Source organism: Paraciimarium castrense LEGE 11436 (genome assembly GCF_056633055.1).
Genome location: NZ_JBSJOW010000001.1, coordinates 318,394 through 342,109, shown reverse-complemented (window position 1 = coordinate 342,109; position 23,716 = coordinate 318,394). Strand labels below are relative to the sequence as shown.

30 protein-coding genes and 1 riboswitch are annotated in these 23,716 nt (G+C 69.1%); of the genes, 16 read left to right on the top strand and 14 right to left on the bottom strand.

Features of this window, described 5'->3' with window-relative positions; translation table 11 throughout:
* Positions 1-45 precede the first annotated feature (45 nt).
* Positions 46-1,050, top strand: a complete 1,005-nt coding sequence (locus ACWJIO_RS01875; protein WP_480311504.1) for an AI-2E family transporter — start codon at positions 46-48, stop codon at positions 1,048-1,050.
* A gap of 28 nt (positions 1,051-1,078) precedes the next feature.
* On the opposite strand, the gene ACWJIO_RS01870 is transcribed toward ACWJIO_RS01875, so the two are convergent.
* The 7 genes from ACWJIO_RS01870 to rsmA all read right to left on the bottom strand — a co-directional run bounded on the left by ACWJIO_RS01870 (position 1,079) and on the right by rsmA (position 7,139).
* Positions 1,079-1,264, bottom strand: a complete 186-nt coding sequence (locus ACWJIO_RS01870) for a hypothetical protein (protein WP_480311003.1) — start codon at positions 1,262-1,264, stop codon at positions 1,079-1,081.
* Between the two features lie 28 nt (positions 1,265-1,292).
* The gene (gene secF / locus ACWJIO_RS01865) at positions 1,293-2,255 is read right to left on the bottom strand and encodes a protein translocase subunit SecF (RefSeq protein ID WP_480311002.1); all 963 of its coding nucleotides are present in this window, start codon (positions 2,253-2,255) and stop codon (positions 1,293-1,295) included.
* A gap of 37 nt (positions 2,256-2,292) precedes the next feature.
* Positions 2,293-3,813 (bottom strand): protein translocase subunit SecD, encoded by a 1,521-nt coding sequence (gene secD / locus ACWJIO_RS01860; RefSeq protein ID WP_480311001.1) that lies wholly within the window; start codon positions 3,811-3,813, stop codon positions 2,293-2,295.
* Position 3,814: 1 nt separating this feature from the next.
* Positions 3,815-4,798: a pyruvate dehydrogenase complex E1 component subunit beta gene (locus ACWJIO_RS01855; RefSeq protein WP_193815463.1), complete on the bottom strand. Its 984-nt coding sequence runs from the start codon at positions 4,796-4,798 to the stop codon at positions 3,815-3,817.
* Positions 4,799-4,968: 170 nt separating this feature from the next.
* Positions 4,969-5,283 carry a DUF3082 domain-containing protein gene (locus ACWJIO_RS01850; protein WP_480311503.1) on the bottom strand — a complete coding sequence of 105 codons (315 nt, stop codon included), beginning with the start codon at positions 5,281-5,283 and terminating at the stop codon, positions 4,969-4,971.
* Between the two features lie 83 nt (positions 5,284-5,366).
* Entirely contained in the window at positions 5,367-6,302 is a 936-nt protein-coding gene (gene ispE, locus ACWJIO_RS01845) for a 4-(cytidine 5'-diphospho)-2-C-methyl-D-erythritol kinase (RefSeq protein WP_480311000.1), read from the bottom strand.
* A gap of 27 nt (positions 6,303-6,329) precedes the next feature.
* Positions 6,330-7,139 (bottom strand): 16S rRNA (adenine(1518)-N(6)/adenine(1519)-N(6))-dimethyltransferase RsmA, encoded by an 810-nt coding sequence (gene rsmA / locus ACWJIO_RS01840; RefSeq protein ID WP_480310999.1) that lies wholly within the window; start codon positions 7,137-7,139, stop codon positions 6,330-6,332.
* Positions 7,140-7,220: 81 nt separating this feature from the next.
* On the opposite strand from rsmA, the gene ACWJIO_RS01835 reads away from it, so the two are divergent.
* Positions 7,221-7,529, top strand: coding sequence for a hypothetical protein (locus tag ACWJIO_RS01835; protein ID WP_480310997.1), 309 nt, complete (start codon positions 7,221-7,223; stop codon positions 7,527-7,529).
* A 27-nt stretch (positions 7,530-7,556) separates the two neighbouring features.
* Here the strand turns inward: ACWJIO_RS01835 and ACWJIO_RS01830 are convergent, their stop codons facing one another.
* Positions 7,557-7,925, bottom strand: coding sequence for a YraN family protein (locus ACWJIO_RS01830; protein WP_480310996.1), 369 nt, complete (start codon positions 7,923-7,925; stop codon positions 7,557-7,559).
* A 148-nt stretch (positions 7,926-8,073) separates the two neighbouring features.
* Between ACWJIO_RS01830 and ACWJIO_RS01825 the strand changes: the two genes are divergently transcribed.
* The 6 genes from ACWJIO_RS01825 to ACWJIO_RS01800 all read left to right on the top strand — a co-directional run bounded on the left by ACWJIO_RS01825 (position 8,074) and on the right by ACWJIO_RS01800 (position 11,373).
* A complete protein-coding gene (locus ACWJIO_RS01825) occupies positions 8,074-8,616 on the top strand; it encodes a pentapeptide repeat-containing protein (RefSeq protein WP_480310995.1) in 543 nt (180 codons plus the stop codon).
* Between the two features lie 30 nt (positions 8,617-8,646).
* Positions 8,647-9,090, top strand: a complete 444-nt coding sequence (locus tag ACWJIO_RS01820; RefSeq protein WP_480310994.1) for a hypothetical protein — start codon at positions 8,647-8,649, stop codon at positions 9,088-9,090.
* A gap of 44 nt (positions 9,091-9,134) precedes the next feature.
* A complete protein-coding gene (locus ACWJIO_RS01815; protein WP_480310993.1) occupies positions 9,135-9,473 on the top strand; it encodes a hypothetical protein in 339 nt (112 codons plus the stop codon).
* Between the two features lie 39 nt (positions 9,474-9,512).
* Positions 9,513-10,523: a type I glyceraldehyde-3-phosphate dehydrogenase gene (gene gap / locus ACWJIO_RS01810; RefSeq protein ID WP_480310992.1), complete on the top strand. Its 1,011-nt coding sequence runs from the start codon at positions 9,513-9,515 to the stop codon at positions 10,521-10,523.
* A 25-nt stretch (positions 10,524-10,548) separates the two neighbouring features.
* Positions 10,549-10,854 (top strand): DUF805 domain-containing protein, encoded by a 306-nt coding sequence (locus tag ACWJIO_RS01805; RefSeq protein ID WP_193814427.1) that lies wholly within the window; start codon positions 10,549-10,551, stop codon positions 10,852-10,854.
* A 168-nt stretch (positions 10,855-11,022) separates the two neighbouring features.
* Positions 11,023-11,373 (top strand): hypothetical protein, encoded by a 351-nt coding sequence (locus ACWJIO_RS01800; protein ID WP_193814426.1) that lies wholly within the window; start codon positions 11,023-11,025, stop codon positions 11,371-11,373.
* Here ACWJIO_RS01800 and ACWJIO_RS01795 read toward each other — a convergent pair.
* Genes ACWJIO_RS01795 through ACWJIO_RS01785 form a run of 3 tightly spaced genes read right to left on the bottom strand, consistent with a single transcriptional unit; the run spans position 11,333 to position 14,649 of the window.
* Positions 11,333-12,085: a succinate dehydrogenase/fumarate reductase iron-sulfur subunit gene (locus ACWJIO_RS01795; RefSeq protein ID WP_480310991.1), complete on the bottom strand. Its 753-nt coding sequence runs from the start codon at positions 12,083-12,085 to the stop codon at positions 11,333-11,335. The genes ACWJIO_RS01800 and ACWJIO_RS01795 overlap by 41 nt on opposite strands.
* Positions 12,086-12,094: 9 nt before the next feature.
* On the bottom strand, positions 12,095-14,011 hold the full coding sequence (locus ACWJIO_RS01790) for a fumarate reductase/succinate dehydrogenase flavoprotein subunit (protein WP_480310989.1): 1,917 nt from the start codon (positions 14,009-14,011) through the stop codon (positions 12,095-12,097).
* Entirely contained in the window at positions 14,008-14,649 is a 642-nt protein-coding gene (locus tag ACWJIO_RS01785; protein WP_480310988.1) for a succinate dehydrogenase/fumarate reductase transmembrane subunit, read from the bottom strand. The genes ACWJIO_RS01790 and ACWJIO_RS01785 overlap by 4 nt, the downstream gene beginning before the upstream one ends.
* Before the next feature lie 72 nt (positions 14,650-14,721).
* Between ACWJIO_RS01785 and ACWJIO_RS01780 the strand changes: the two genes are divergently transcribed.
* The 3 genes from ACWJIO_RS01780 to ACWJIO_RS01770 all read left to right on the top strand — a co-directional run bounded on the left by ACWJIO_RS01780 (position 14,722) and on the right by ACWJIO_RS01770 (position 16,772).
* Positions 14,722-15,003 (top strand): hypothetical protein, encoded by a 282-nt coding sequence (locus ACWJIO_RS01780; RefSeq protein WP_480310987.1) that lies wholly within the window; start codon positions 14,722-14,724, stop codon positions 15,001-15,003.
* A 76-nt stretch (positions 15,004-15,079) separates the two neighbouring features.
* Positions 15,080-15,478: a LexA family protein gene (locus ACWJIO_RS01775; protein WP_480310986.1), complete on the top strand. Its 399-nt coding sequence runs from the start codon at positions 15,080-15,082 to the stop codon at positions 15,476-15,478.
* Between the two features lie 7 nt (positions 15,479-15,485).
* On the top strand, positions 15,486-16,772 hold the full coding sequence (locus ACWJIO_RS01770) for a Y-family DNA polymerase (RefSeq protein WP_480310985.1): 1,287 nt from the start codon (positions 15,486-15,488) through the stop codon (positions 16,770-16,772).
* A 44-nt stretch (positions 16,773-16,816) separates the two neighbouring features.
* Here ACWJIO_RS01770 and ACWJIO_RS01765 read toward each other — a convergent pair whose 3' ends face one another.
* Positions 16,817-17,068 (bottom strand): hypothetical protein, encoded by a 252-nt coding sequence (locus tag ACWJIO_RS01765; RefSeq protein WP_480310984.1) that lies wholly within the window; start codon positions 17,066-17,068, stop codon positions 16,817-16,819.
* Positions 17,069-17,205: 137 nt separating this feature from the next.
* Positions 17,206-17,354: riboswitch (cobalamin riboswitch) on the top strand.
* Between the two features lie 61 nt (positions 17,355-17,415).
* Here ACWJIO_RS01765 and ACWJIO_RS01760 point away from each other — a divergent pair.
* The 5 genes from ACWJIO_RS01760 to pstS are packed head-to-tail and all read left to right on the top strand — an operon-like array spanning position 17,416 to position 21,083.
* Entirely contained in the window at positions 17,416-18,135 is a 720-nt protein-coding gene (locus ACWJIO_RS01760) for an energy-coupling factor ABC transporter permease (protein ID WP_193913584.1), read from the top strand.
* A gap of 4 nt (positions 18,136-18,139) precedes the next feature.
* Positions 18,140-18,451, top strand: a complete 312-nt coding sequence (locus ACWJIO_RS01755) for an energy-coupling factor ABC transporter substrate-binding protein (RefSeq protein ID WP_480310983.1) — start codon at positions 18,140-18,142, stop codon at positions 18,449-18,451.
* Positions 18,435-19,238 (top strand): cobalt ECF transporter T component CbiQ, encoded by an 804-nt coding sequence (gene cbiQ, locus ACWJIO_RS01750; protein ID WP_480310982.1) that lies wholly within the window; start codon positions 18,435-18,437, stop codon positions 19,236-19,238. The genes ACWJIO_RS01755 and cbiQ overlap by 17 nt, the downstream gene beginning before the upstream one ends.
* Positions 19,235-20,035, top strand: coding sequence for an energy-coupling factor ABC transporter ATP-binding protein (locus tag ACWJIO_RS01745; protein ID WP_480310981.1), 801 nt, complete (start codon positions 19,235-19,237; stop codon positions 20,033-20,035). The genes cbiQ and ACWJIO_RS01745 overlap by 4 nt, the downstream gene beginning before the upstream one ends.
* Before the next feature lie 52 nt (positions 20,036-20,087).
* Positions 20,088-21,083 (top strand): phosphate ABC transporter substrate-binding protein PstS, encoded by a 996-nt coding sequence (pstS, locus tag ACWJIO_RS01740; RefSeq protein ID WP_480310980.1) that lies wholly within the window; start codon positions 20,088-20,090, stop codon positions 21,081-21,083.
* A 178-nt stretch (positions 21,084-21,261) separates the two neighbouring features.
* Here pstS and cydB read toward each other — a convergent pair whose 3' ends face one another.
* On the bottom strand, positions 21,262-22,263 hold the full coding sequence (gene cydB / locus ACWJIO_RS01735; RefSeq protein WP_480310979.1) for a cytochrome d ubiquinol oxidase subunit II: 1,002 nt from the start codon (positions 22,261-22,263) through the stop codon (positions 21,262-21,264).
* A gap of 2 nt (positions 22,264-22,265) precedes the next feature.
* Positions 22,266-23,675 carry a cytochrome ubiquinol oxidase subunit I gene (locus tag ACWJIO_RS01730; RefSeq protein WP_480310978.1) on the bottom strand — a complete coding sequence of 470 codons (1,410 nt, stop codon included), beginning with the start codon at positions 23,673-23,675 and terminating at the stop codon, positions 22,266-22,268.
* Positions 23,676-23,716 lie beyond the last annotated feature (41 nt).

Genomic DNA, 23,716 nt, shown 5'->3' with positions numbered 1-23,716 from the left:
CCTGACCCCTCTCCCAGGGCCTCTCGCCGCCAACGCCGCGCTGGGCTGGATGCCCGCACGGTGCTCGGCGTGCTGGTGCTGGTTCTGCTGGCCATGCTCACCTGGGCGCTGCGCTGGGTGTTGCTGGTGCTGTTCGGCGCCGTGGTGCTGGCGGTGTCCCTGGATGTGCCCACCACGCTGCTGATGCGACGCCTGCGCCTGCAGCGCACCCAGGCCCTGGCCCTGGTCGTCACCATCCTGGTGGTGCTGGGGGCCTGGCTCACCCAGCAGCTGCTGCCGGAGCTGCTGGGCCAGATCAGTCAGCTGGGGCAACTGATCCCGGAGGTGGGAGCCCGGCTGGCCGAGCTGGCCGCCCGGATCACCTGGCTGCCCAGGCTCGATCAGACCCTGGAACGGCTGAACAGCTGGGAGGGTCTGCAGCCGGTGGGGGCCCAGCTGCTTGGGGTGGCAGGGGGCGCTGCCAACAGCACGGTGCAACTGTTGCTGATTGGGCTTCTGGCAATTCTGCTGGCCCTCGACCCCGGGCGCCATCGACAGCTGGTGGTGGCGATCACACCCGCCAAATGGCGCCAGCAGGTGGTGGAGCTGCTCGACGCGTGCCGCGAGGCCCTCGGGGGCTGGCTGGCGGGCATGACCATCTCGGCGGTGACGGTGTTCCTGCTCACCTGGGCGGGCTTGAGTCTGCTGCAGGTGCCCCTGGCCCTGTTGAGCTCCCTGGTGTGCGGCCTGCTCACCTTCGTGCCCACAATCGGCCCCACCGCCGCGACCCTGCTTCCCCTGGCCGTGGCCCTGCTGGTTTCGCCCACCAAGGTGCTGCAGGTGTTGGTGCTGCGCCTCGTGCTTCAGAACGGCGAGGCCTTCCTGCTCACCCCGATCCTGCTCAGCCGCACCGTGAATCTGCTGCCCACGGTGGCCCTGATGGCCCAGCTGAGCCTGGGCACGCTGCTGGGCCTGCCGGGGGTGCTGCTGGCCCTGCCGCTGGTGGTGGTGCTCCAGGTGCTCTGCAGCACCGTGGTAGTGGAGCGGGTGATGGACCGCTGGACCACCTGAACCTCAAGCGCAGCAACTTGAACCCAGCTCAGCGGTAGCGTCGCCAGAGGTCTGGTAGCAGCACCAGCACCAGCACCGCCAAGGCGTGATGCACCACAGCGTTCCAGAGGGTGGTGAAGGTGAAGTGGTCGGCCAGGAGACGCAGCTCGAAGCGCAGATCCACCAGGGCCAGCACGGCCAGCAGGATCGGCAGGGCCGGAATCGGGCGCTTCAAGGCAGGCAGCTCATGGTGGGGGTCGCCCTCAGGACTTCGCCAGCACGGGCAACAGGGTGGGCGCCACCGCCACGCTCGACCAGGCTCCCACCAGCACACCCACGCTGAGGGCAATGGCGAACCAGAACAGGGTGCTGCCGCCGAACAGGATCAGGGCCAGCAACGGCAGCAGGGTGGTGAAGGTGGTGTAGAGGGAGCGGGTGAGGGTGGCTGACACGGCGGCATCGGCCTGGTCGGCCAGGGGCAACTCCTTCAGCTGACCCCGTTTTTCGCGGATGCGATCGAAGATCACCACGGTGTCATTCACCGAATAGCCGGCAATGGTGAGCAGGGCCACGGCAAACAGGCTGTTCACCTCCACCCCGGCCAGCAGCCCCAGCCAGGCGAACACCCCGCAGGTGATCAGCACGTCATGACCCAGGCAGAGCAGGGCCAGCAGCGCAAACAGGCGGTCGTAGCGGAAGGTGATGTAGGCAGAGATGCCCACGAAGCTCACGGCCAGGGAGATCAGGCTGGCCCGCAGCAGTCGAGCGCCGAGGGTGGGGCCGATCGTCTCCACGGCGAGGCCGGCCGGATCGGTGGCGCCCAGCAGGGGCTGCAGACCCTCCACCACGGCCTGACCCTGGGCGGCACTGAGGCTGGGCAGGCGCAGCAGCACCTGCTCTCCACCATCAAGAAGCTGCACGGCGGAGCCCCGCAGGCTGGGCGGCCGGGCCCCGTCGTCTTCAACGGGCAGGGTCAGGGCTTCGAGGCGAGCTTCCACCGGGTCGCTGCCGAGATCGCCGCAGCTCTCACCGCAGAGGCGGGCGATCTGGATCTGGGTACCGCCCGTGAAATCAAGGCCGGGGCGCAGGGGAGCGCCGATTCTGGGGGAGCTCCAGGAGAGCCCAAGGCCGAGCAGGCTCAGCACCAGGGCCACCGCGGAGACGGCCCAGAGCTGGCGGCGGCGGCGGTTGACCCGCACGCCCAACAGGCTGCTCAGAAGAGTCATCGGCGCCAAAGGAACGACACGGGGCGGGGCGGGCAGATCACGAGGAGGTGGCGGGCAGCTGGATCCGGGGCAGGAAGTAGCTGGACCGGCGCAGGGCCGGATAGCTCATCAGCAGCCGCAGCAGCGTACGGGTGCAGGTGAAGGCACTGAACAGGCTGAGCAGCACGCCGATCCCCAGGGTCACGGCGAAGCCCTTCACGAAGCCGGTGCCGAGGGCAAACAGAGCCACGCAGCTGATCAGGGTGGTGAGCTGGCCGTCGAGGATCGAGGAAAAGGCGAGGCTGAAGCCGGTTTCGATCGAACGGATCAAGGTGTTGCCCGAGCGCAGCTCGTCCTTGATTCGCTCAAAGATCAGCACGTTGGCGTCCACCGCCATCCCGAGGGAGAGGATGAAGCCGGCGATGCCCGGCAGGGTCAGCGTCACGGGGATCAGGGCATAGAGCGCCAGGTTGAACAGGGCGTAGAGGCTGAGGGCCAGCACGGCCACCACTCCGGCCAACCGGTACACCAGCACCATGAACACCGCCACCAGGGCCAGGCCCAGCAGGGCTGCCACCAGGCTGGAGCGGATGTTGTCGGCGCCGAGCGAGGGGCCGACGGTACGCACCTCCACGACCCGAATCGGCAGGGGCAGCGAGCCGCCGCGCAGCTGCACCTCCAGATCCCGCGCCTCTTCGGCCGTGAAGTTGCCGGTGATGCTGGCGGCCCCGCCGGCGATGCCGGCGGCCTGGAACTCGGGCCCCACGCTGGCCTCACTGATCGAACGGCCATCCAGCACGATGCCGAGCAGGCGCCCCGTGCCGGCGATGTCGCGGGTCAGGTTGGCGAACTGTTCACCACCGGTCTGGGTGAAGCTGAGCGTCACCTCCCAGCCACTGCCGCTCTGCTGCTGCTGGCGTCCGGCCGTGACCAGCTCCTTGCCCGTGAAGGCGGCGGGCTCGTAGAGCGCCACGATCTGGGTGTTCACCGCATCGAGCAACAGCTCCAGCTGATCGGTCTCACTGGCCCCATCAGGCACGGCGATGTCCAGCTGGCGCAGGGCATCCGCCAGCTGAGTGGCCGGAAAATCGGCCGGAGGCTGGGCAGAATCGCCATCGGCGCCGGCCTGATCGGGGTTGTTGAGGGCACCGCGACGCTGCCGTTCGAGGTTGAGAACAGCCTCGGCCTGGCGCTTGAGGCTCAGCAGCCCCTGCATCTCCTGTTCGGTGCCGGCCCGCTGGGCGCGGAATTCCAGCAGGGCGGTGGAGCCCAGCACCTTGGCGGCCCGGCTGGGGTCCTGCTCACCGGGGAGTTGCAGCACCAGCTGGTCGTTGCCCACGGTCTGCAGGGTGGACTCGGCCACGCCGAGGCCGTTGATGCGGCGCTCCAGCACCTCCTTCACCGCTTCGAGCTGTTCCTGATCCACCGACGTGATCGCGCCGGCGGGCATCACCTGCAGGGTCAGCTGACTGCCGCCGCGCAGGTCGAGGCCCAGCTGCAGCGGGAAGGTGAAGAGCAGGGCCGAGGCGGCGATCGCCAGGGCCAGGATCAGGGCGAACCACCCCTGTTGTCGTGCCATCTCAGAGCGACCCGCTGGTGAGGTCCTGGGCGGCTTTGACGATCTGATGGGGCTGGATGATCGTGAGGTTTTCGAGCCCGCCGTTGTAGGGGGTGGGGATGTCCTGGGAGGAGAGCCGCAGCGGCCGGGCGTCGAGGTCGTCGAAGCAGTGCTCGGTGATCAGGGCCAGCAGCTCGGCGCCGATGCCGCCGGTCTTCATGCACTCCTCCACCACGATCACCTTGTGGGTCTTGCGGATCGAACGGGCGATGGTGGCCATGTCGAAGGGCTTGAGGCTGACCAGGTCGATCAGCTCCACATCGATCCCCTCTGCCTCGAGCTGTTGCACGGCCTTGAGACAGTGCTGCCGCATGCGCGAATAGGTGAGGATCGTCACATCGCTGCCCTCACGCACCACCTCAGCCTGATCGAGGGCGCAGATGTAGTCGCCTTCGGGAATGTCTTCGCTGAGGTTGTAGAGCAGCACATGCTCAAAGAAGAGCACCGGGTTGTTGTCACGGATCGCCGCCTTCATCAGGCCCTTGGCGTTGGTGGGCGTGCTCACCGCCACGATCTTGATGCCCGGCACGGCATGGAAGTAGGCCTCGAGGCGCTGGCTGTGCTCAGCCCCGAGCTGGCGGCCGACGCCGCCGGGTCCGCGCACCACGGCCGGAATCGTGTAGTTGCCGCCGCTGGTGTAACGCAGCATCCCCATGTTGTTGGAGATCTGGTTGAAGGCCAGCAGCAGGAAGCCCATGTTCATGCCCTCCACGATCGGCCGCAGGCCGGTCATGGCAGCCCCCACGGCCATGCCGGTGAAGCTGTTCTCGGCGATCGGGGTGTCCAGCACCCGCAGCTCGCCGTACTTCTCGTAGAGGTCCTTGGTCACCTTGTAGGAGCCGCCGTACTGGCCCACGTCCTCCCCCATCACGCAGACATAGGGATCGCGGGCCATCTCCTCGTCGATGGCTTCGCGGAGAGCGTTGAACAGCAGCGTTTCGGCCACGCGTTGGCAAGCACCGACTGGGCGCCAACCTATCTCAGCCTCAGGCGCATCTCAGCCAGAAGCGCTCAGCCGCCAGCGGCAAAGGTGCTGAGGATCAGCACCGAAAGCAACATGCCCGGCAGCAGCAGGGTGACCAGCAGGCCCAGATCGTGCAGTGTCATGGCGGCAGGCTAGGTGGCCTCCTCCGCTTCGGTGTCGCCGCTGTGAGCGGATGGGGATCCAGGCGCCAGGCTGCGCACGAACACCAGGCCCAGACCCAGGGCGATGAAACCGAAGCTGAAGGTGGCCAGGAAGCTCATGCCGATGATCAGCGTCTTGAGCGCCGTGGCGATGCTCTGGGCGATGGCGGAGTCGTAGTGGGGCGGGTGGGCGCCGTAGTACAGCAGCACGCGCTGGCTCAGGCCCAGGGTGAGCCAGCCCAGCATGGCGGCCGTGAGTGACCCCGACAGAAAGCTGAGGGGGCCCTTGCGGGGCTTCTCGGTCACCGCCTCGGGCGCGGAGCCGGATGGGTCGTCGCCGGCAGCCTCGGCTCTGGTAGGCCCGCCGTTGGAAGCAGAAGAGGACTTAGTCACTCCTCCAGGCTGACACCTTGCGGCCGCAGGGGGCAGGCCCAGCTGTCGAATCCAGCGGCGGCGAGATCGGAGGCAAGGCTGGCCTGGCTGCGGCGGGCCGCCTCCAGATCGGCGAACAGGGCGAACAGGCTGGGCCCGGAGCCGCTCATCGCCACGGCCAGGGCCGCGTCGGCGCGGCGAAGCAGGGCCAGCCCCTGGCGCACCGTGGCTTCGGCAGGTTCCACCACCGCCTGCAGATCGTTGCGCAGGGGCGGCAGCGCCTCCAGACCCTGCAGCGCCCGCAGCAATGGCCCCTGCCGCAGGGCCTGGCGCCGCTGCTCGAAGGCCGCTTCGCCCTCCAGGTAGCTCGCCTGCCGCTGCTGGCGGCTCTGCCGGTAGGCCCAGGGGGTGCTGACGCTGGCGGCCGGATGCTTGAGCAGCAGCACGGCCCAACCGCCACCCCGGGGCGCCGGCTGGGCTTCGAGCCGCTCCCCCCGCCCGAAGCAGAGCTGGGTGCCGCCGCCGATGCAGAAGGGCATGTCGGAGCCCAGCTCGGCCGCCATCAGCGCCAGCTCAGCCTCGCTGTAGCCCAGCCCCCAGAGATGGTTCAACCCCACCAGGGCGGCGGCGCCATTGCTGGAGCCCCCCGCCAGGCCGGCCCCCACGGGGATGCGCTTGTCGAGGTGCAGGTGAGCGCCGAGCTCGGGCAGTCCAGCCCGGGCCTTGAGCAGCTCCGCCGCCCGCACGATCAGGTTGGCGCCGTCCGTGGGCAGGCTGGGGTTGTCGCAGCTCAGCTGGATCCGGCCATCGGCGCTGGGACTGAGCCGCAGCCGGTCGAGCAGCGCGATGGTCTGCATCACCATGGCCAGCTCGTGGAAGCCGTCGCCGCGCAGGCCGAGCACCTCCAGATGCAGGTTGATCTTGGCCGGGGACCACACGATCAGTTCAGCCATGGCTGCGCCCGGGCAACGGCACCCGATTCAACTGGGCCGATTCAAGCCCGCCGCCAGGGCCAGCCAGGCCGCCGGCGCGAGCTCCTGGGGGCGCTGCTGCAGGCTCACACCGGCGCTCTCGGCCACGGCATCCAGCTGCGGCGGCGAGGCCAGGCCCGCCAGGCTGTTGCGCAGCATCTTGCGGCGGGCGGCGAAGCAGCGGCGCAGCAGCTGTTCGGTGGCCCGGGCCAGGGCGGGCTCCGGCCGCTGCTGCGGAGGGTGGGGATCAATCACGATCACCTCCGAATGCACCTTCGGCGGGGGCTGGAAGCAACGGGGGGGCACGGCGCAGACGCTGCGGCACTCGCCCAGCAGCTGCATGCGCACGCTGAGGGCGGAGTAGGCGGAGCTGCCCGGCCGGCAGCGGATCCGCTCGCCCACCTCCTGCTGCAGCAGCAGCACCAGCCGCCGGTAGGGCGGGCTCACGGGCTGATCGAGCCGGCCCACGAGCCGCTCCAGCAGTGGACCGGTGATGTTGTAGGGGATGTTGGCCACCACCTTGTGGGCCTCGGGCAGGGGCACGGCCAGGGCATCGCCTTCCAGAAGCTGGAAGCGCGGATCGGCGCCGAAGCGCTGCTGCAGGCCGGCCACCAGGTCGCGGTCGAGCTCGATGGCGGCCACCCGGGCGGCCGGGCTGGCCAGCAGGCGCTCGCTGAGGGCGCCCCGGCCAGGACCGATTTCCAGCACCACCTCCCCCGCTTCCAGCTCGGCGGCCGCAACGATCCGATCCAGCACCGCCCCGTCCATCAGCCAGTGCTGGCCGAAGCGCTTGCGGGCGCGATGGGCGGCGAAGGTCATGGTGGGGCGGGCACGGACCTCAGCCTGCCTGTCCGCCGGCGCCAGCGCCGCTAGTAAGGGTGTAGCCCTTCTGCTGGCGCCATGGCCCACACTTCTCCCCCCCTGGCTCCGGTCTGCGCCCTGGCCGCTGCCCTGGCCGCTGCGGTGGCCACCGCTCTGGCAGGGGCCGCGCCAGCCCTGGCCGGCAGTGCCACCGCCTCCTCGGTGTGGGACCGGGACAACGCGCTGCAGCGGGCCCGCGAACAGATGCCGGCCGGAGCCACCGTGACCCGGGAGCGCTGTGAGGAGATTGAGGTGGGAATCGGCAACATCCGCTATCGCTGCACGGTGTGGTTCGACCCTGCGGCCCCCTCGCCGAGCGGCGATGGCGCCCAGGAGGCCACACCCTGAACAGGGGGCCCGGCCTGCGGCGCCCGTTCAGAAGCTCACGTGAATCCAGCGCACCGTCCGGCGCGAGGGGGGCAGCGCCACCAGGGCATAGACCAGTTCCACGGGGCAGTCGGCCCAGGCGGGGTGGGCCTCCAGCCAGCAGCTCCAGGCCCGCTGCAGCCTGAGCCGCTTGCGGGGCCCCAGGGACGCCTGGCCCCAGCCGTCGGGGCCACAGCGGGAGCGGGCCTTCACCTCCACCAGCAGCAGCCGCTGCGGCTTGCTGAGCACCAGGTCGAGCTCGCCCCAGCGGCAGCGCCACTGCCGCGAGTGCAGGGTCCAGCCGCGGGAGCCCAGCAGGCGCAGGGCCCGCTGTTCGGCCCAGTCTCCCCGCCGCTGCAGGGTCGATCGCGCCGCCATTCCCCGCTCCGCTGGGGGCGCCGGCCGCCGGCGCCCGATCCTGCCCGGCAGCATTGCCACAGCCGCTGGCCAAGCCGGTGCCACAGGAGCCGATGCCGTGCATCAGCATGAGCTGTCCGATCCAGCGGCCAGCGGCCGCATCAGCCCGATGGCCGTGCCCCCCACTCCTGAGAGCCTGATCTCTGCCGTCGCACCTGGCCGGTCCGGCTGGTGGCCCCGGCGTGGCGGGGTGTGGCTCAGCCTGGTGCTGGCTTTGATCCTGTGGAGTCCGGCAACGGCCTTCGCTGCGGTGGATGTGGCCAAGCAGGTGTTGATCGGTGCCGACTATCACGGCCAGGACCTGCGCGGCGGCACCTTCAACCTCACCAACCTGCGCGACGCCGACCTCTCGGGCTCCGATCTGCAGGGGGCGAGCCTCTATGGCGCCAAATTGCAGGATGCCGACATGAGCAACACCAACCTGCGCGAGGCCACCCTCGATTCAGCGGTGTTCAACGGCACCGATCTCACCAACGCCGTGCTGGAGGATGCCTTCGCCTTCAACGCCAAGTTCACGGACGTGATCATTGACGGCGCCGACTTCACCAATGTGCCCCTGCGCGGCGATGCCCTCAAGGTGCTCTGCGCGGCGGCCCGGGGCACCAATCCGATCACCGGGCGCGACACCCGCGACAGCCTCAACTGCGGCTGAGCGCCGACCCCGATCCGCCTCACCTGTGCCATGAGTTTCGACGCCCAAAGCCTGGAGCGCCTGCGTCAGCTGGGCCGTTCGCTGCCCAAGCCCCTGCCCGTCCCCGAGCCCCCCGCGGCCCGCAGACCCAGGGCCGACCAGCCCCGCCACAAGCTGGAAACGGAGACCAATCCGGAGACGCTCTTCGCTGAGCTGATGCAGGCCAGCGCCGATGGCACGGTGCCGCCGCACCTGCTGGATCGGCTGCGGACGCTGGAGGCCGCACGCCTGAAGCGTCAGCCGGCGCCAGCGGCATCGCCTGGCTCAACGGCCATGGCGGCGCCGAATCGGGGTCCGTCGCGCCCCGGCAAAGGCAACGGCAGCAGCAACGGCAAGGGTCTGGGCCGCCCCGACCCCCGGCTGATCGGCGAACATCAGGAGCTCTACACGGCCTTCCAGCAACTGCTGCTGGAAGACGACGAAGCCCTTCCTTGATTCACAAGCGCCTCCAGGCCCCTGCCAGAGCAGATGCTCCCGCCTTGGTGAGGCTCATCGCCGTGGCGATCGCTGTGCTCGCTGGCACTCCAGCCGCTGCCCAGGCGCCCTCCGAGGGCACCGGAGCCACGCAGAAGGAGTCGTTCATGCTGATGTTCGGCAAGGGCAACGGGGCGATGCGCACCCTCTGCGCCCTCGAACGCGATGGCCTGATCACCGCGACGCAGCGGCAGCGCTACAGCGAACAGCTGATGGGCGTGCTCACCGAGCCTGCTGACGGCGCCACCGCCCATCGCAACGTGCGCATCGGCATGGCCTTCGCCGATGGCCGCAGCAGCCTCTGCCCGAGCGCGGTGTTCAGCCCCGGCCCGCTCACTCCGTAGGCTCAGGATCCTGAGCTCCCTTCTGCTGCGCCGTCACCCATGACCCTCCGCATCGGCATCAACGGCTTCGGACGCATCGGACGCCTGGCCTTCCGCCGCGCCGTGAGCCTCGGCAGCGTGGAAGTGGTGGGCATCAACGATCTGATCGACCTCGACTACCTGGTTTACATGCTCCGCCACGACTCCACCCATGGCCGCTTTGCCGGCGAGGTGAGTGTCGAGGGGGACAAGCTGATCGTGAATGGCCAGGCGATCCGGGTGAGCTCCGAGCGGGATCCCGCCAACCTGCGCTGGGGCGAGATCGGGGCCGACTACGTGCTCGAGAGCACCGGCTTCTTCCTCACCGAGGCCAGCGCCCGGGCCCACCTGGAGGCCGGCGCCCAGCGCGTGGTGATGAGCGCCCCCTCCAAGGACGCCACGCCGATGTTCGTGATGGGCGTGAACCACAGCAGCTACGCCGGCGAGGCGATCGTGTCCAACGCCAGCTGCACCACCAACTGCCTGGCACCGATGGCCAAGGTGCTGCACGACAGCTTCGGCATCGAGAGCGGGCTGATGACCACCGTGCATGCCACCACCGCCACCCAGAAGACCGTGGACGGCCCCTCGGCCAAGGACTGGCGCGGTGGCCGTGGCGCGGGCCAGAACATCATCCCCAGCTCCACCGGTGCGGCCAAGGCCGTGGGCCGGGTGATCCCGGCGCTCAATGGCAAGCTCACGGGCATGGCCTTCCGCGTGCCCACCCCCGATGTGTCGGTGGTGGACCTCACCGTGAACCTGGCCCGTCCGGCCAGCTACGACCAGATCAAGGCGGCGATGAAGGCCGCCAGCGAAGGGCCGATGGCCGGCATCCTGGGCTACACGGAAGACGCCGTGGTGTCCACGGACTTCCTCGGTGAGAGCTGCACCTCGGTGTTTGATGCCGGCGCCGGCATCGCCCTCACCGACACCTTCGTGAAGCTGGTGGCCTGGTACGACAACGAGTGGGGCTACAGCTGCAAGTGCATCGATCTGATGCAGCACATGGCCACTGTGGCCTGTTCCGTGTAAGTAGTGGCGGCGTTCCGCTGTCACCATGCGCCTGATCGAAGCTTTCACCTCAGCCTGGAGTCGCTCCTTCGACTACAGCGGTCGCTCCAATCGGGGTGACTACTGGTGGTTTGTGCTGGCCAACCTGATTGTGGGCATCGTCCTCCAGGTTGTCTCCGAGAAGCTCTACTGGGTCTATGCCATCGCCAGCCTGGTGCCGGGGATTCCGATCTGTGTGCGGCGCCTGCGGGACATCGGCAAGCCCTGGCCCTGGCTGTTGCTCAGCCTGATCCCCATCGTGGGGGCCATCTGGCTGATCGTGCTGTTCTGCCAGCCGTCCGTGGCGCTCTGAACCCGGTTGAGACGCCCGGGGCACTGAACAGGAGATCGCTTCTGCTCCGCCGTGCCCCTTCGCCAGGCCGTCGCACCGACAGCCCCTTCACCTGCTGCTCCGCCCAGCGCCCTTCCGTCTGCCCCCGGCTCTTGCCCCCGAGGGTCCGGCGGAGCGCTGATCTCCCTGGTGGATCTGCGCAGTGCCGCCCAGCGCCACTGGTGGCTGGCCGGGGATGGCTTCCCCCAGCGGATCGCCGGCCTGCTGGCGGCGCCGCTGCAGGCCACGGGCCAGCCGGCGGCCAGCGCGGCGGAACTGGCCGAGATCTTTGCTCCCCTGCCGGCAATCGCTGCCGCGGAGGCCCATCCCGCCTGCCGTCAGGCGGGTTACCGCTACCTCCTCTGCCTGCGTCCCAGCGGGGTGCACCTCTCCTGCTGGCGGCAGTATCCCGGTGAGGTGGGCTGGCAGCGGCGCTGCGGGCCGATGGCCCTGGCTGCCTTCATCCGGCGCTTCGGCGCGCCTCGCGGTGCATCCAGCTGATCCAGTCGGCGGAGATCTCCTGGGGGCACACGGCCTCGCATTCCAGATGGCTGCTGCAGCTGCCGAAACCCTCCTGATCCATCTGCTGCTGCATCGCCCGCGCCCGCTGGGCGCGCTCTGGCTGGCCCTGGGGCAGCTGGCCCAGGTGGGCCAGCTTGGCGGCCACGAACAGGCTGGCGGAGGCATTGCGGCAGCTGGCCACGCAGGCGCCACAGCCGATGCAGGTGGCGGTGTCGAAGGCGGATCGGGCCTGTTCGGCCCCCACCAGCATGGCGTTGCCATCCGCCGCCTGGCCGGTGTTCACCGAGCAGTAGCCACCAGCGGCGATCAGGCGGTCGAGGGCGGAGCGATCCACGGCCAGGTCCTGCACCAGGGGGAAGGCCGCCGCACGCCAGGGCTCGAGGGTGAGCCGCTCACCACTGCTGAACTGGCGCAGGTAGAGCTGGCAGACGCTGGTGGCGGCGCGGGGGCCATGGGCCTGGCCGTTCACCAGGAAGCCGCAGCTGCCGCAGATGCCTTCGCGGCAGTCGTGCTCCATCGACACCGGCCGCTCGCCCGCTGTGATCAGCTGCTCATTGAGCTGATCCAGCGCCTCCAGCAGCGACACGTCGGCCGACACCGCCTCCAGGGTGTAGTCGCAGAAGCCGCCAGGAGCCTGGGGCGACTCCTGGCGCCAGATGCGCAGATGCAGGCAGAGGGTGCGGCTGCTCATGGGTGGGGCTCAGCGGTAGCTGCGGGCACTGGGCTCGAGGCTGGAGAAGTACAGGGGTTCAGCATGGCGAACGTGGTCGGCGCCGCCCCGGTGCTCCCAGGCGGCGATGTGGGCGAAGCGGCTGTCATCACGCCTGGCCTCGCCGTCGGCGGTCTGGTGCTCCTCGCGGAAGTGGGCCCCGCACGACTCCTCGCGGGCCAGGGCATCACGCAGCATCAACTGGGCCAGGCCGAAGAAATCCTCCAGCCGCAGCGCCTTCTCCAACTCCGGATTGGGCCCCGCCGCCGTGCCCGGCAGCCGCACCTCGGCATGGAAGCGCTGCTCCAGCGCCGCCACCTCCGCCAGCCCGGCCCTGAGGCCGGCGGCGTCGCGGCTGATGCCGCAGCGCTCGATCATCACCGCCCCCAGCTCCCGGTGGAAGGCATCCACGGGCCGTGGGCCCGCCACCTGCAGCAGGGCGGCGATGCGGCCAGCGGCCCGGGCGCGGGCCTCGCGGCATGCCGGGTGGTCTGCCGCGATGGCAGGGGTGGCATGGCCCGCCAGCCAGGCCGTCACCGTGAGCGGCGCGATGAAGTAGCCATCGGCCAGGCCCTGCATCAGGGCGCTGGCCCCGAGCCGGTTGGCGCCGTGCTCGGAGAAGTTGGCCTCACCCAGCACGAACAGCCCCGGAATCGAACTCATCAGCCGGTAGTCCACCCACAGGCCGCCCATCGTGTAGTGGGGCGCCGGGTAGATGCGCAGCGGCGTGGTGTAGGGATCCTCGCCAGTGATCCGCTCATACATCTGCAGCAGATTGCCGTAGCGGCTCTCGATCGTGCTGGCGCCCTGGCTGCTGATCGCATCGCGCAGATCGAGGTACACCGAGCGGCCGCCGGGCCCCACGCCATGGCCGGCCTGGCACAGCTCCCGGGCCCGCCGGGAGGCCAGATCGCGGGGCACCATGTTGCCGTAGGCGGGATAGAGACGCTCCAGGAAGTAGTCGCGCTCCTGCTCGGGAATCTCGGCCGGCGGGCGCGGATCGGCCGGCTGGAGCGGCAGCCACACGCGGCCGTCATTGCGCAGGCTCTCGCTCATCAGGGTGAGCTTGCTCTGGTAGGCGTCGCCGCTGGGGATGCAGGTGGGGTGGATCTGGGTGAAGCAGGGGTTGGCGAGCAGGGCCCCCTGGCGATGTGCCCGCCAGATGGCGCTGGCGTTGGACTTGAGCGCGTTGGTGGAGAGGAAATACACGTTGCTGTAGCCGCCGCTGGCCAGCAGCACGGCCTGGGCGGTGTGCACCTCCAGCTCACCGCTGATCAGATGGCGGGCCACCACGCCGCGGGCCACCCCCTCCACGGTGATGATCTCCAGCACATCGCGGCGGCAGAGCAGCTCCACCCGGCCGGCGGCCACCTGGCGCATGAGGGCCTGGTAGGCGCCGTAGAGCAGCTGCTGGCCCGTCTGGCCGCGGGCGTAGAAGGTGCGGCTCACCAGGGCCCCGCCGAAGTTGCGGGTGGCCAGGCTGCCGCCGTACTCCCGGGCGAAGGGCACGCCCTGGGCCACGCACTGATCAATGATGCCGCTGCTGATCTCCGCCAGCCGCCAGCAGCCCGCCTCGCGGGCGCGGAAGTCGCCGCCGCGCACGGTGTCGGCGAACAGGCGGCTGATGCTGTCGCCATCGGCGGCCCGGGGACGGGCGGCATTGATGCCCCCCTGGGCCGCCACTGAATGGGCCCGGCGCGGGCTGTCATGGAAGCTGAGCAGCCGCACCTGGTAGCCCTGTTCGGCCAGGGTGGCCGCCGCCGAGGCGCCGGCCAGGCCGCTGCCCACCACCAGCAGCCGCAGCTGCCGCTTGCGCTGCGGGCTCACCAGGGGCAGCCCCTCCTTGCAGTGCTGCCAGGCCTGCGGCAGCGGACCACCGGGCAGCTGGGCATCGGGCAGTCCGCTCATGGCCCCGGCTGCAGAGGCAGCCCCAGGCCGAGGGCCAGCGCCACGGATACCGCCGCGAAGCCGATGGCCACCACCAGGGCCAGCAGGCGCCCCGCCAGGCGGATGCGGGGGCCGTTGCCGGCATCGAGCAGGCCCAGGCTGCGGTGGGCGGCCTCCGAGCCATGCAGCAGATGCAGTCCCACGGCGGCGGCGGCGGCGAGGTAGAGGGCCAGCATGGCCGGCTGGCGCAGCACCGCCTCCAGGACAGCCCGTTCGGCCCCCTGCGGCGGGCGCGGCCAGCGCAGCTGGCCCAGATGCACCGCCAGAAAGAGCAGCAGCCCCACGCCGCCGATCGCCTGGCTGCGGGCCGCCAGGGCCGCCAGCGGCTGGCCGCGACGGCTGCTGAGGCCGGCGCTGTTGCCGGCGCGACGGTTGGCGATCACCTTGGCCAGCCCCAGGCCCAGATGCAGCAGCACCGCAGCCAGCAGGGCCAGCTCCACCAGGAGCAGCCAGGCGGCGCGATGCAGACCGGCCGCATAGGCCTCAAAGCGCTCGGGGGCCAGCACCGCCGGCAGCACGCCGGCCAGATGCACCAGCAGGAACAGCACCAGCAGCAGCCCCGCCCCCGCCGTGCCCAGCCTCAGCGTGGTTGCGCCCATCCCTGTGGCCACCGTTGATCGGCTGCGGTGTTGGGCCCATGGTATGGAGAACCGCGCCCCGGCTCCGCCGCCATGACCACCAATCTCCAGGCCATCGGCTTCCTGTTCAGCTTCGTGCTGGGTTGGGGCATCGGCGGCTCCCTGCTCGATGCCGCTCTGGTCCGCGCCGGGGTCTACGGCCTGGAGGGCGGGCAGCTCGGCCCCTCCATCACCTTCGTGCTGTGGAGCCTGCTCTGGCTGGCTGGCGGCGCCCTGCTCTACGAGCGCTTCACCGCAGGGCCGCCCGGGGCCGATGCCGGTCCTGATGCTGGGCCCGGGCCCGGGCCTGACTTGGGGAAGGGCCCCCAGGCGTAGCAGGAACCGCCCCGAGCCAGCACCCGATTCAGATCAGTACACCTGTACTACTCTGGGGCTCGACGATCCTCGCGGCGTGGCCGACATCCCCAGGCACCGCCCCAACAGCCAGGCCAGCTCACACGCCAGCGCCCAGGCCAGCGCCCAGGACACCGCCCAGCCAGGCCTCAACCTGCAGCGTCTGCTGGTGCCCCACCCCGGCGCCACCCTGCTGCTGCGGGTGGCCGGCGACTCGATGCGCGATGCCGGCATCCGGCACGGCGACCTGCTGGTGGTGGACCGGCAGCTCGAACCGCGGGCGGGCCTGGTGGTGGTGGCCCTGCTCGATGGCGGCTTCACCGTGAAACGCCTGGCCGGCCGCGGAACCCGGCAGTGGCTGGAGGCGGCCCATCCCGCCTACCCGGCCCTGCCGCTGCACCCGCATCCCGACGCCCGCATCTGGGGGGTGGCCACCCATGTGATCCGCCGCTGCTGAGGGGGCCATGCCGACCAGCACGGCCATCGCCCTGATCGATGGCAACAACTTCTATGCCTCCTGCGAGGCGGTGCTGGAGCCCGCCCTGCTGGGCCGGCCCCTGGTGGTGCTCTCCAACAACGACGGCTGCATCGTGTCGCGCAGTGCCGAGGCCCGGCGGCTCGGCATCGCCATGGGCCAGCCCTACTTCCAGGTGCAGCGCCAGCTGGAGCGCCTCGGCGTGGTGGTGCGCAGCTCCAACTACGCCCTCTACGCCGACATGAGCCAGCGGCTGATGGCCACCCTGGAGCGCTGGGTGGAGGAGCTGGAGATCTACTCGATCGACGAGGCCTTCGGCCTGCTGCCCCGGCCGCCGGGCAGCGATCTCACCGCCTGGGGGCTGGAGCTGCGGCGGGCGGTGCAGCGGGAGCTGGGGCTGCCGGTGGCGGTGGGCCTCGCCCCCACCAAGGTGCTGGCCAAGCTGGCCAACCGCCTCGCCAAGGGGCAGCCGACCCATGGCCATGTGTTCGACCTGGGGGCCTGCAGCGACCCCTCCGCCTGGCTGCAGCAGGTGGCGATCGAAGACGTGTGGGGCATCGGCCGGCGCCTGGCCCGCTGGTGCCGGCTGCGGGGCGTCGCCCATGCCCTCGCCCTGCGCGACATGCCGAGCGGTGAGCTGCGCCAGAAGTGCGGCGTGGTGGGCCTGCGGCTGCAGCAGGAACTGCGGGGCCACCGCTGCCTGCCGCTCACCCTGGTGCCAGCGCCGAAGCAGGAAACCTGCGTGAGCCGCAGCTTCAGCCAGCCGGTGCGCACGGCCGCGGAGCTGCGCCAGGCGGTGGCCACCTACACGGTGCGGGCGGCCGAGAAGCTGCGCCGCCAACGGCAGCGGGCCGGGGCCCTGAGCGTGTTCGTGCGCAGCAACCCGTTCAACGGCACCAGCTTCTACAGCAACAGCGCCACCCTCACCCTGGCGCTGCCCAGCCAGGACACCGCCGTGCTGCTGGCGGCGGCCCTGCCCCTGGCCGAGGCCCTGTTCCGCCCCCAGCACCCGCTGCAGAAGGCCGGCGTGCTGCTGCTGCAGCTGCAGGGCGAGGAGCTGCTGCAACACCACCTGCTGCAACCGCTGCCGCCGGAGCAGCAGCAGCGCCGCGCTGCCCTGATGGCCGCCGTGGACCGGCTCAACCGCCGCTACGGGCGCGGCACCGTGCAGTGGGCCGCCTGCGGACTGCAACCGCCCTGGGCGATGCGGCGCGACAGGCTCTCCCGGGCCGCCACCACGCGGCTGGAGGCGATCCCACGGGTGCTGGCGCAGTGACAGGCGGGATCGGCGCTGCGGCCGGGCTCGTCGTGGGGCGGAACTCAGGGCAGCTGCGCCAGGCAGGCCTCGATCATCGCCGCCGTGACCGGAATCGTCTCCAGCTCATCGGCGTTGTCGAGGAAGGCGTCAAAGGAGGCGTAGCGACGGATGCAGGGATCGGCGCCGGGGGCGCTGCAGGCGGCGGCCCAGTCGCCGTCGTCGGGCTTCACCAGGGCATAGGCCATCAGGGCCTCCTCCAGATCGCCACCATCACCGATGCCCTCGCCGTGCCAGAGCACTTCGAAAAAGTCCATGGACGCGGGGGGAACACGGAGCACACCCAGGTTACTGAGCACGCCGGCCTCCCTGAAATCGGAGCCGGACACAGCGCTGGAGCCAGAACTGGAAACGAAACCTGAAGCGGGGCGAGAAAGAGCTGAGCAGCCATGGGTATGCTCAGATTCAGAACGGTTCCGGCGGGGTTCAGCCGCCGGAGGCAACAGGGAAAGTGCCGTTGAAATCGGCCGCTGTCCCGCAACTGTGTTTCAGGGTCCCAGGACCCTGATCAGTCAGAACACCTGCCGTTCTTCACAACTCAACTGTCTTACCTGCGAGGTACAGAGTGAAGACCATGCCAGCAAAGCTGGCCAGCCTGTCGTTGATGGCTGCGCTCAGTTTCTGCCTTGTTCTATTAACGCCTGCCCCGGCGCAGGCGATGCACATCGCCGAGGGCTTCCTGCCGCTGCAGTGGGCCGTGGCCTGGTGGCTGATCTCGCTGCCCTTCCTGGCGGTGGGGCTGCGGTCGCTGACGCGCATCAGCCGCAGCCACCCGGAGCTGAAGCTGCTGCTGGCCCTGGCCGGCGCCTTCACCTTCGTGCTCTCGGCCCTGAAGATTCCCTCCGTCACCGGCAGCTGCTCCCACCCCACCGGCACCGGCCTGGGCGCGATTCTGTTCGGCCCCACGGTGATGACCGTGATCGGCAGCATCGTGCTGCTGTTCCAGGCGCTGCTGCTGGCCCACGGCGGGCTCACCACCCTGGGCGCCAACATCTTCTCGATGGCGATCGTGGGGCCATTCGTGGCCTGGGGCGCCTTTCAGCTCTTCAGCAGCAGCGGCCACAGGCGCCTGGCGGTGTTCGCCGCCGCCGCCCTCGCCGACCTGGCCACCTACGTGGTCACCGCTGGCCAGCTGGCGATCGCCTTCCCCGCCGCCAGCGGTGGGGTGATGGCCTCATTCCTGAAATTCGGCAGCATCTTCGCGATCACCCAGATTCCCCTGGCGATCACCGAAGGCCTGCTCACCGTGCTGGTGTGGAACTGGTTGCAGTCCTATGGCCAGCCCGAGCTCAAGACCCTCCGCCTGCTCCACCAGGAGAGCTGACCCCATGACCCGTTCTGGAAAACAACGCCCTCAGGGCAACTGGCTGCTGGTGCTCGCCGTGGTGGCACTGAGCGCCCTGCCCGTGCTGGTCGTGCGCGGCGAATTCTCCGGCGCCGACGGCCAGGGCATGGACGCCATCAGCGAGATCCAGCCCAGCTACAGGCCCTGGTTCAACGCCGTGGTGGCGTTGCCCAGCAGCGAGGTGGAAAGCCTGCTGTTCGCCAGCCAGGCGGCCCTGGGCGCCGGCGTGATCGGCTACGTGATCGGGCTCTACAAGGGACGCGCTCTGAACAGGGGCGATGAGTCACCGGATTGACGCCCTGGCCTACGGCAACCGGCTGCGCTGGTTGCCCCCTGGCCAGAAGCTGGCCTTTGCGGCGGTGCTGCTGCTGCTGGGGCTGGTGGCACCTCCACTGGTCCAGGGCCTGATCAGCCTCTGGCTGACGGTGTGGATCGTGGTGTACGCCGCGATCCCGGCGCGGCTGTACCTGCCGCTGCTGCTGTTGCCGCTGGGGTTCGCCATCGCCAGCCTGCCGGCCCTGCTGCTGCAGGCGGTGCCGCTCGACGCCTTCACCGCCACCGCTCGCGGGGACGTGTGGCGGGAGCTGGCCTGGCCCCTGGGCGGCTGGATGGTGTCCGTGAGCCAGCAGGGGGTGGGGCAGGCCGCGCTGCTGATCAGCCGCTCGCTGGCCGCCAGCAGCTGCCTGATGTTCGCGCTGCTCACCACGCCCTTCAGTGAGCTGATCGCCGTGCTGCGGCGCCTGCGACTGCCGCCCCTGCTGCTGGAGCTGCTGGTGCTCACCTACGGATTCATCTTCAGCCTGATGGCCATGGCCAGCGAGCTGTGGGTGGCCCAGCAGGCCAGGGCCGGGCTGCGCGGCTGGAGGCAACGGCTGCAGGGCCTGGGCGTTCTGGTGGCCCAACTGTTGCATCGCTCCCTTGCCACCTACCGGGGTCTGGCCATGGGCCTCGCCGCCCGGGGCTTCAACGGCGACCTGCGGGTGGTGGGGGGAGAGCGTCACCGGAGCTCGCCGCGCTACCAGGGAGAAGCCATTGCCGGTTGTGCCCTGCTCGGCGCCCTCTCCCTGGGGCTGGGGCGTTGAGCCCATGGCGCCACCCGGGCGGCGGCAGCAAGCCAGCCGGATCCCTGCTGCGGTTCGAGGCCGTGGGATTCCGCTACCCCTGCGCGATGGAGCAAGCCATTGATGGCCTCAGCCTGGAGGTGCCCCAAGGCTCGCGCTGCGGCCTGATCGGCGACAACGGCTGCGGTAAAACCACCCTGTTCCTGCTGGCCAATGGCCTGCTCAGGCCCCAGACGGGCCGGCTCCACTGGAGGGATCAGCCGATCCGCTACGACCGCCGGTCCCTGCGCCGCCTGCGCCAGCAGGTGGGGCTGGTGTTTCAGAATCCAGAACACCAGCTGGTGGCCACCACGGTGGAGGAGGACCTCTCCTTCGGCCTGGTGAATCTGGGCCTGGAGGAGGCTGAGATCCGCCGCCGGATGCAACAAGCGGTGCAGAACTTCGGGCTGGAGGCCTTGCTGGAGCGTCCTACCCACATGCTCAGCATGGGCCAGAAAAAAACCCTCTCCCTGGCCGATGTGATGGTGCTCGAACCCGAGCTGCTGCTGCTCGATGAGCCCACCGCCTATCTGAGCCCGGGCCATGGCCGCGCCCTGCTGCGCCAGTTGCAGCGCATCCATGCCAGCGGCACCACGATCCTGGTGGCCAGCCACGACATGGAGTTTCTCAACGGCTGGGCCGACTGGCTGTTCGTGATCGAGCGGGGCCGGCTGGCGCTGGAGGGCTCCCCGGCCCAGGTGTTCGCGCAGCACCAGCGCCTCGAAGCCCTGAATCTCGGCATACCCCCAAGTCTTGACCAGTCGTTAATCAGGCGATAAGGAACTCGCCATTTCGCGCGTTTATCAAGGGGAGGACTTCCACTCCCCATCCATGACCTTCGCCAAGAAGGCCTTCATCGCCATCGGCGCCACGGCCGTCAGCCTCACGGCAGCAACCGCCATCACCAACCCCTCCCTGGCCCAGGCCACCATCAGCGGTGCCGGCGCCAGCTTCCCGGCGCCCTTCTATCAGCGCGCCTTCGCGGGTGTGGCCAGCAAGGTACGTGTCAACTATCAGTCGGTGGGCTCCGGCGCCGGGGTGCGGCAGTTCGTGGCCGGCAGTGTGGATTTCGGCGCCACCGATGAGCCGATCAAATCTTCCGAATCCTCCAAGGTGAGCCGGGGTGTGGTGCAGTTCCCCGCCGTGGGCGGCACCATCGCCGTGGCCTACAACAAGGGTGACTGTGCCAAGCTGAACCTCAGCCAGAAGCAGTTGGTGGATGTGTTCCTGGGCAAGATCACCACCTGGGAGCAACTCAAGTGCGGCCGCGGCAAGATCACCGTGGTGCATCGCTCCGACGGCTCCGGCACCACCTTCGCCTTCACCAATTCCCTCAGCGCCTTCTCGCCGGAGTGGAAGAGCAAGGTGGGAGAGGGCAAGGCGGTGAAGTGGCCCGTGGGTCTGGGCGGCAAGGGCAATGAGGGCGTAGCCGGCGTGCTCACCAACACCCCGGGCAGCATCGGCTATGTGAACCAGGCCTTTGTGAGGGGCAACCTGAAATCAGCGGCGCTGCAGAACCGGGCCGGCAAGTTCGTGATGCCCACCCGTGCCAGCGGCGCAGCGGCGCTGAACAACATCAAGCTGGATGGCAACCTCGCCGGCGAGAATCCCAACCCCGCCGGCGCCAACAGCTACCCCATCTCCACTCTCACCTGGATCCTGGCCTACCAGCGCGGTAACGGCGCCAAAACCAACTCGATCCGCACGGCGATGAACCACCTGCTCAGCCCGGCGGCTCAGAACCAGGCTGCCAGCCTCGGCTATGTACCCCTGGAGGGCAACATCCTCAACCAGGCCAGGAGGGCGGTGGGTCGCATCAGTCCCTGACACAGGCGGGATCAGCGCAACGCTTTCCGGCACCCACAATGTTGCACCCACCATGGTTCAGAGGTGGTCGGGCTGTTGATCAGCCAGCTGGGTACCGGAAGGCGGCGTGGCGATACCAACCGGAGGTCAGAGCGCCCGCAGGGGGCCAGCCAGCTTCCCTCTCGGGGAAGGGTGATGCTCATTCAGTGGAAACCTTGCCGCGGAAGGCGATGTAGTTGTAGATGTTGTAGAAGAGCATGATGGGTATCAGTACACCGATAAAGGTGAGCATGAACACCTGCGATGTTACCGATGCTGAGGCTTGAAAGATCGTGACCGATGGAGGAATCACCGCCGGAAACACCATCACCCCCAGCCCCGCGAAGCTCAGGATGAAGAGCAGCACGGTATAAACAAATGGCCACACCTCCTGCTGCAAATCCAGGCTGCGGAACAGCTGCACGATCAGGGCCACGCCCAGCAGTGGCAGCACCACGAAGAACGGCAGGAAGGCCGGATCAAACAGACGCTGACGCAGGGTTTCCGAGGCGAACGGAGCCGTCAATGTGATCGCCAGAGCCCCCAGCAGCGTGGTTGCAGCCGCCAGGCGAGCGGTGCGCACGTGCAACCGTTGCAGCTCGCCACTGGTTTTGATGATCAGGTAGGTGGAGCCGATCAGCACATAGCCCTGGATGAGCGTGAGCGCCACCAGCAGGCTGCTGGGGTTCACCCAGATCCACACGGAGCCCGTGAAGTGGCCGGCGGCATCGGTGGGGATGCCGGACAGCACCGTGCCCAGGCAGACGCCCTGGGAGGCGGCGGCCAGCACACTGCCGATCCCGAACATCAGGTTCCAGGGGCGTTTGTTGACGGCGTTCTCACGGAATTCGAAGGCCACCGCCCGCAGGATCAACCCCAGGATCATGAGATAGATGGGTGCGTAGAGCGCCTTGAGGATGGTGCCGTAGGCCAGTGGAAAGGCACCGAACAGGGCGCCGCCCATCAGCACCAGCCAGGTTTCGTTGGCGTCCCACACATTCCCGAGGCTGGTCATCAGGATCGTGCGCTGCTCTTCTCCAGGGGAGGTGAGCGAGAGGATGCCAACCCCCAGATCAAAGCCATCGAGAATCACATAGAGCAGCAGGAACAGCGCCAGGATCACGAACCAGACCGTGGGCATGAACACATCGAGAAAGTCCATGCTCAGGCGCTCGGGGTGGGGAGGCTGGCCGCGTCGGCCCCGGGGCCATGGGGCGGCTCCAGCGTGAGATCCGGCCCCTTGGCGATGATCCGGGAGCCGAAATAGAGCGCAAGCACCAGCAGCACGCTGTAGAGCACCGCGAAGGTGCTCAGGCTGGTGATCACCTCGCCCACCGGCAGCACGGAAGCGGCATCGGCGGTGCGCAGCTGCCCGTAGACGGTCCAGGGCTGACGGCCAACGCAGCGCACCACCCAGCCCGCTTCGATGGCCAGGTAGCCGGCGGGAGCCGAGAGGATCCAGGCCCAGCTGAACCAGCGCCAGCGCTCAAAGCTGCCGGCGTTGAGCCCACCGCGCCACCACAGCAGCAGACTGAGGGCCATCAGGGCTGCCGCCGCCAGGCCGATCGCCACCATCAGCCGGAAGGCATAGAAGAGCAGGCCCACCATGCGGGGGCGCTGGTCGGCGGGCCAGCTGTTGAGCCCGCGCACGGGCTGGCTGAGCCGTGGTCGCGTCTCCAGGATCCAACTGAAGGCTCCCGGCACTTCCAGGCTCCAGCGGTTGCTGCCGCTGGCCTCATCGGGAGCGGCCAGCACGCTCCAGGCGGGGGAGCTGCCGGCGGCCTGGTCGTCCCAGAGGGCTTCGATCGCCGCCAGCTTGGTGGGTTGATGCTCGGCCACCTGCACGGCGCTCTCATGGCCGGCCAGGATCTGCATCGGCGCCACCACCAGCAGAATCACCAGCGCCAGCTTGAAGGAGAACAGGAAGAACTCCGGCGCCTTCCTGCGCAGCAGCGACCAGGCACTGATCGCCGCCACCACCAGCATCGAGGTTTCAACTGTGGCCAGGGCCATGTGGATCACACTCTTGACCATGAAGGGGTTGTTGATGGCGGCGAAATAGTTCTGCACCTGGAAGTGTCCATCCGTAAACGTGCCACCGGCGGGGGTCTGCAGCCAGGAGTTGGCGCTGAGGATCCAGAACACCGAGAGGTTGGCACCGAAGGCCACCATCACAGTGGAGAGGAAGTGGATCACCGGCGGCACCTTGTGCCAGCCGAATAACATGATCCCGAGGAACCCGGCCTCAAGCATGAAGGCCATCGCCCCCTCAAAGCCGAGCACCGCACCGAAGAAATCGCCGGCGAACTCCGAAAGCGGTGCCCAGTTGGTGCCGAACTGGAACTCCATCGGTAGCCCGGAGGCCACGCCGATGCCGAAATTGAGCACGTAGAGCTTGGCCCAGAAACGGGCCTGGCGGTAATAGAGGGGATTGCCGGTGCGCAGCCAGATGGCTTCGAGCACCACCAGAAAGATGGCCATGCCGGTGGACAACACGGGCCAGAGCATGTGAAAGATCGCCGTCAGGGCGAACTGCAGTCGCGACAGGGTCACGACATCAAAGGTGGCGAGCATCGGCGAGGGGAAACGACGGAAACTTGCTCAGGCGAAGAAAC

Excerpts from the sequence above, each read along its gene's own strand:
- ACWJIO_RS01805 (WP_193814427.1), top strand. The coding sequence starts at position 10,549 with ATGCGCCTGATCGAAGCTTTCACCTCAGCCTGGAGTCGCTCCTTCGAC.
- ACWJIO_RS01730 (WP_480310978.1), bottom strand. The coding sequence starts at position 23,675 with ATGCTCGCCACCTTTGATGTCGTGACCCTGTCGCGACTGCAGTTCGCC.
- ACWJIO_RS01820 (WP_480310994.1), top strand. The coding sequence starts at position 8,647 with ATGAGTTTCGACGCCCAAAGCCTGGAGCGCCTGCGTCAGCTGGGCCGT.
- cbiQ (WP_480310982.1), top strand. The coding sequence starts at position 18,435 with ATGAGTCACCGGATTGACGCCCTGGCCTACGGCAACCGGCTGCGCTGG.
- ispE (WP_480311000.1), bottom strand. The coding sequence starts at position 6,302 with ATGGCTGAACTGATCGTGTGGTCCCCGGCCAAGATCAACCTGCATCTG.
- ACWJIO_RS01835 (WP_480310997.1), top strand. The coding sequence starts at position 7,221 with ATGGCCCACACTTCTCCCCCCCTGGCTCCGGTCTGCGCCCTGGCCGCT.
- ACWJIO_RS01795 (WP_480310991.1), bottom strand. The coding sequence starts at position 12,085 with ATGAGCAGCCGCACCCTCTGCCTGCATCTGCGCATCTGGCGCCAGGAG.
- pstS (WP_480310980.1), top strand. The coding sequence starts at position 20,088 with ATGACCTTCGCCAAGAAGGCCTTCATCGCCATCGGCGCCACGGCCGTC.
- ACWJIO_RS01785 (WP_480310988.1), bottom strand. The coding sequence starts at position 14,649 with ATGGGCGCAACCACGCTGAGGCTGGGCACGGCGGGGGCGGGGCTGCTG.
- secF (WP_480311002.1), bottom strand. The coding sequence starts at position 2,255 with ATGACTCTTCTGAGCAGCCTGTTGGGCGTGCGGGTCAACCGCCGCCGC.
- secD (WP_480311001.1), bottom strand. The coding sequence starts at position 3,813 with ATGGCACGACAACAGGGGTGGTTCGCCCTGATCCTGGCCCTGGCGATC.
- ACWJIO_RS01760 (WP_193913584.1), top strand. The coding sequence starts at position 17,416 with ATGGCTGCGCTCAGTTTCTGCCTTGTTCTATTAACGCCTGCCCCGGCG.
- rsmA (WP_480310999.1), bottom strand. The coding sequence starts at position 7,139 with ATGACCTTCGCCGCCCATCGCGCCCGCAAGCGCTTCGGCCAGCACTGG.
- ACWJIO_RS01825 (WP_480310995.1), top strand. The coding sequence starts at position 8,074 with ATGGCCGTGCCCCCCACTCCTGAGAGCCTGATCTCTGCCGTCGCACCT.
- ACWJIO_RS01790 (WP_480310989.1), bottom strand. The coding sequence starts at position 14,011 with ATGAGCGGACTGCCCGATGCCCAGCTGCCCGGTGGTCCGCTGCCGCAG.
- ACWJIO_RS01830 (WP_480310996.1), bottom strand. The coding sequence starts at position 7,925 with ATGGCGGCGCGATCGACCCTGCAGCGGCGGGGAGACTGGGCCGAACAG.
- ACWJIO_RS01780 (WP_480310987.1), top strand. The coding sequence starts at position 14,722 with ATGACCACCAATCTCCAGGCCATCGGCTTCCTGTTCAGCTTCGTGCTG.
- ACWJIO_RS01755 (WP_480310983.1), top strand. The coding sequence starts at position 18,140 with ATGACCCGTTCTGGAAAACAACGCCCTCAGGGCAACTGGCTGCTGGTG.
- ACWJIO_RS01770 (WP_480310985.1), top strand. The coding sequence starts at position 15,486 with ATGCCGACCAGCACGGCCATCGCCCTGATCGATGGCAACAACTTCTAT.
- gap (WP_480310992.1), top strand. The coding sequence starts at position 9,513 with ATGACCCTCCGCATCGGCATCAACGGCTTCGGACGCATCGGACGCCTG.
- cydB (WP_480310979.1), bottom strand. The coding sequence starts at position 22,263 with ATGGACTTTCTCGATGTGTTCATGCCCACGGTCTGGTTCGTGATCCTG.
- ACWJIO_RS01765 (WP_480310984.1), bottom strand. The coding sequence starts at position 17,068 with ATGGACTTTTTCGAAGTGCTCTGGCACGGCGAGGGCATCGGTGATGGT.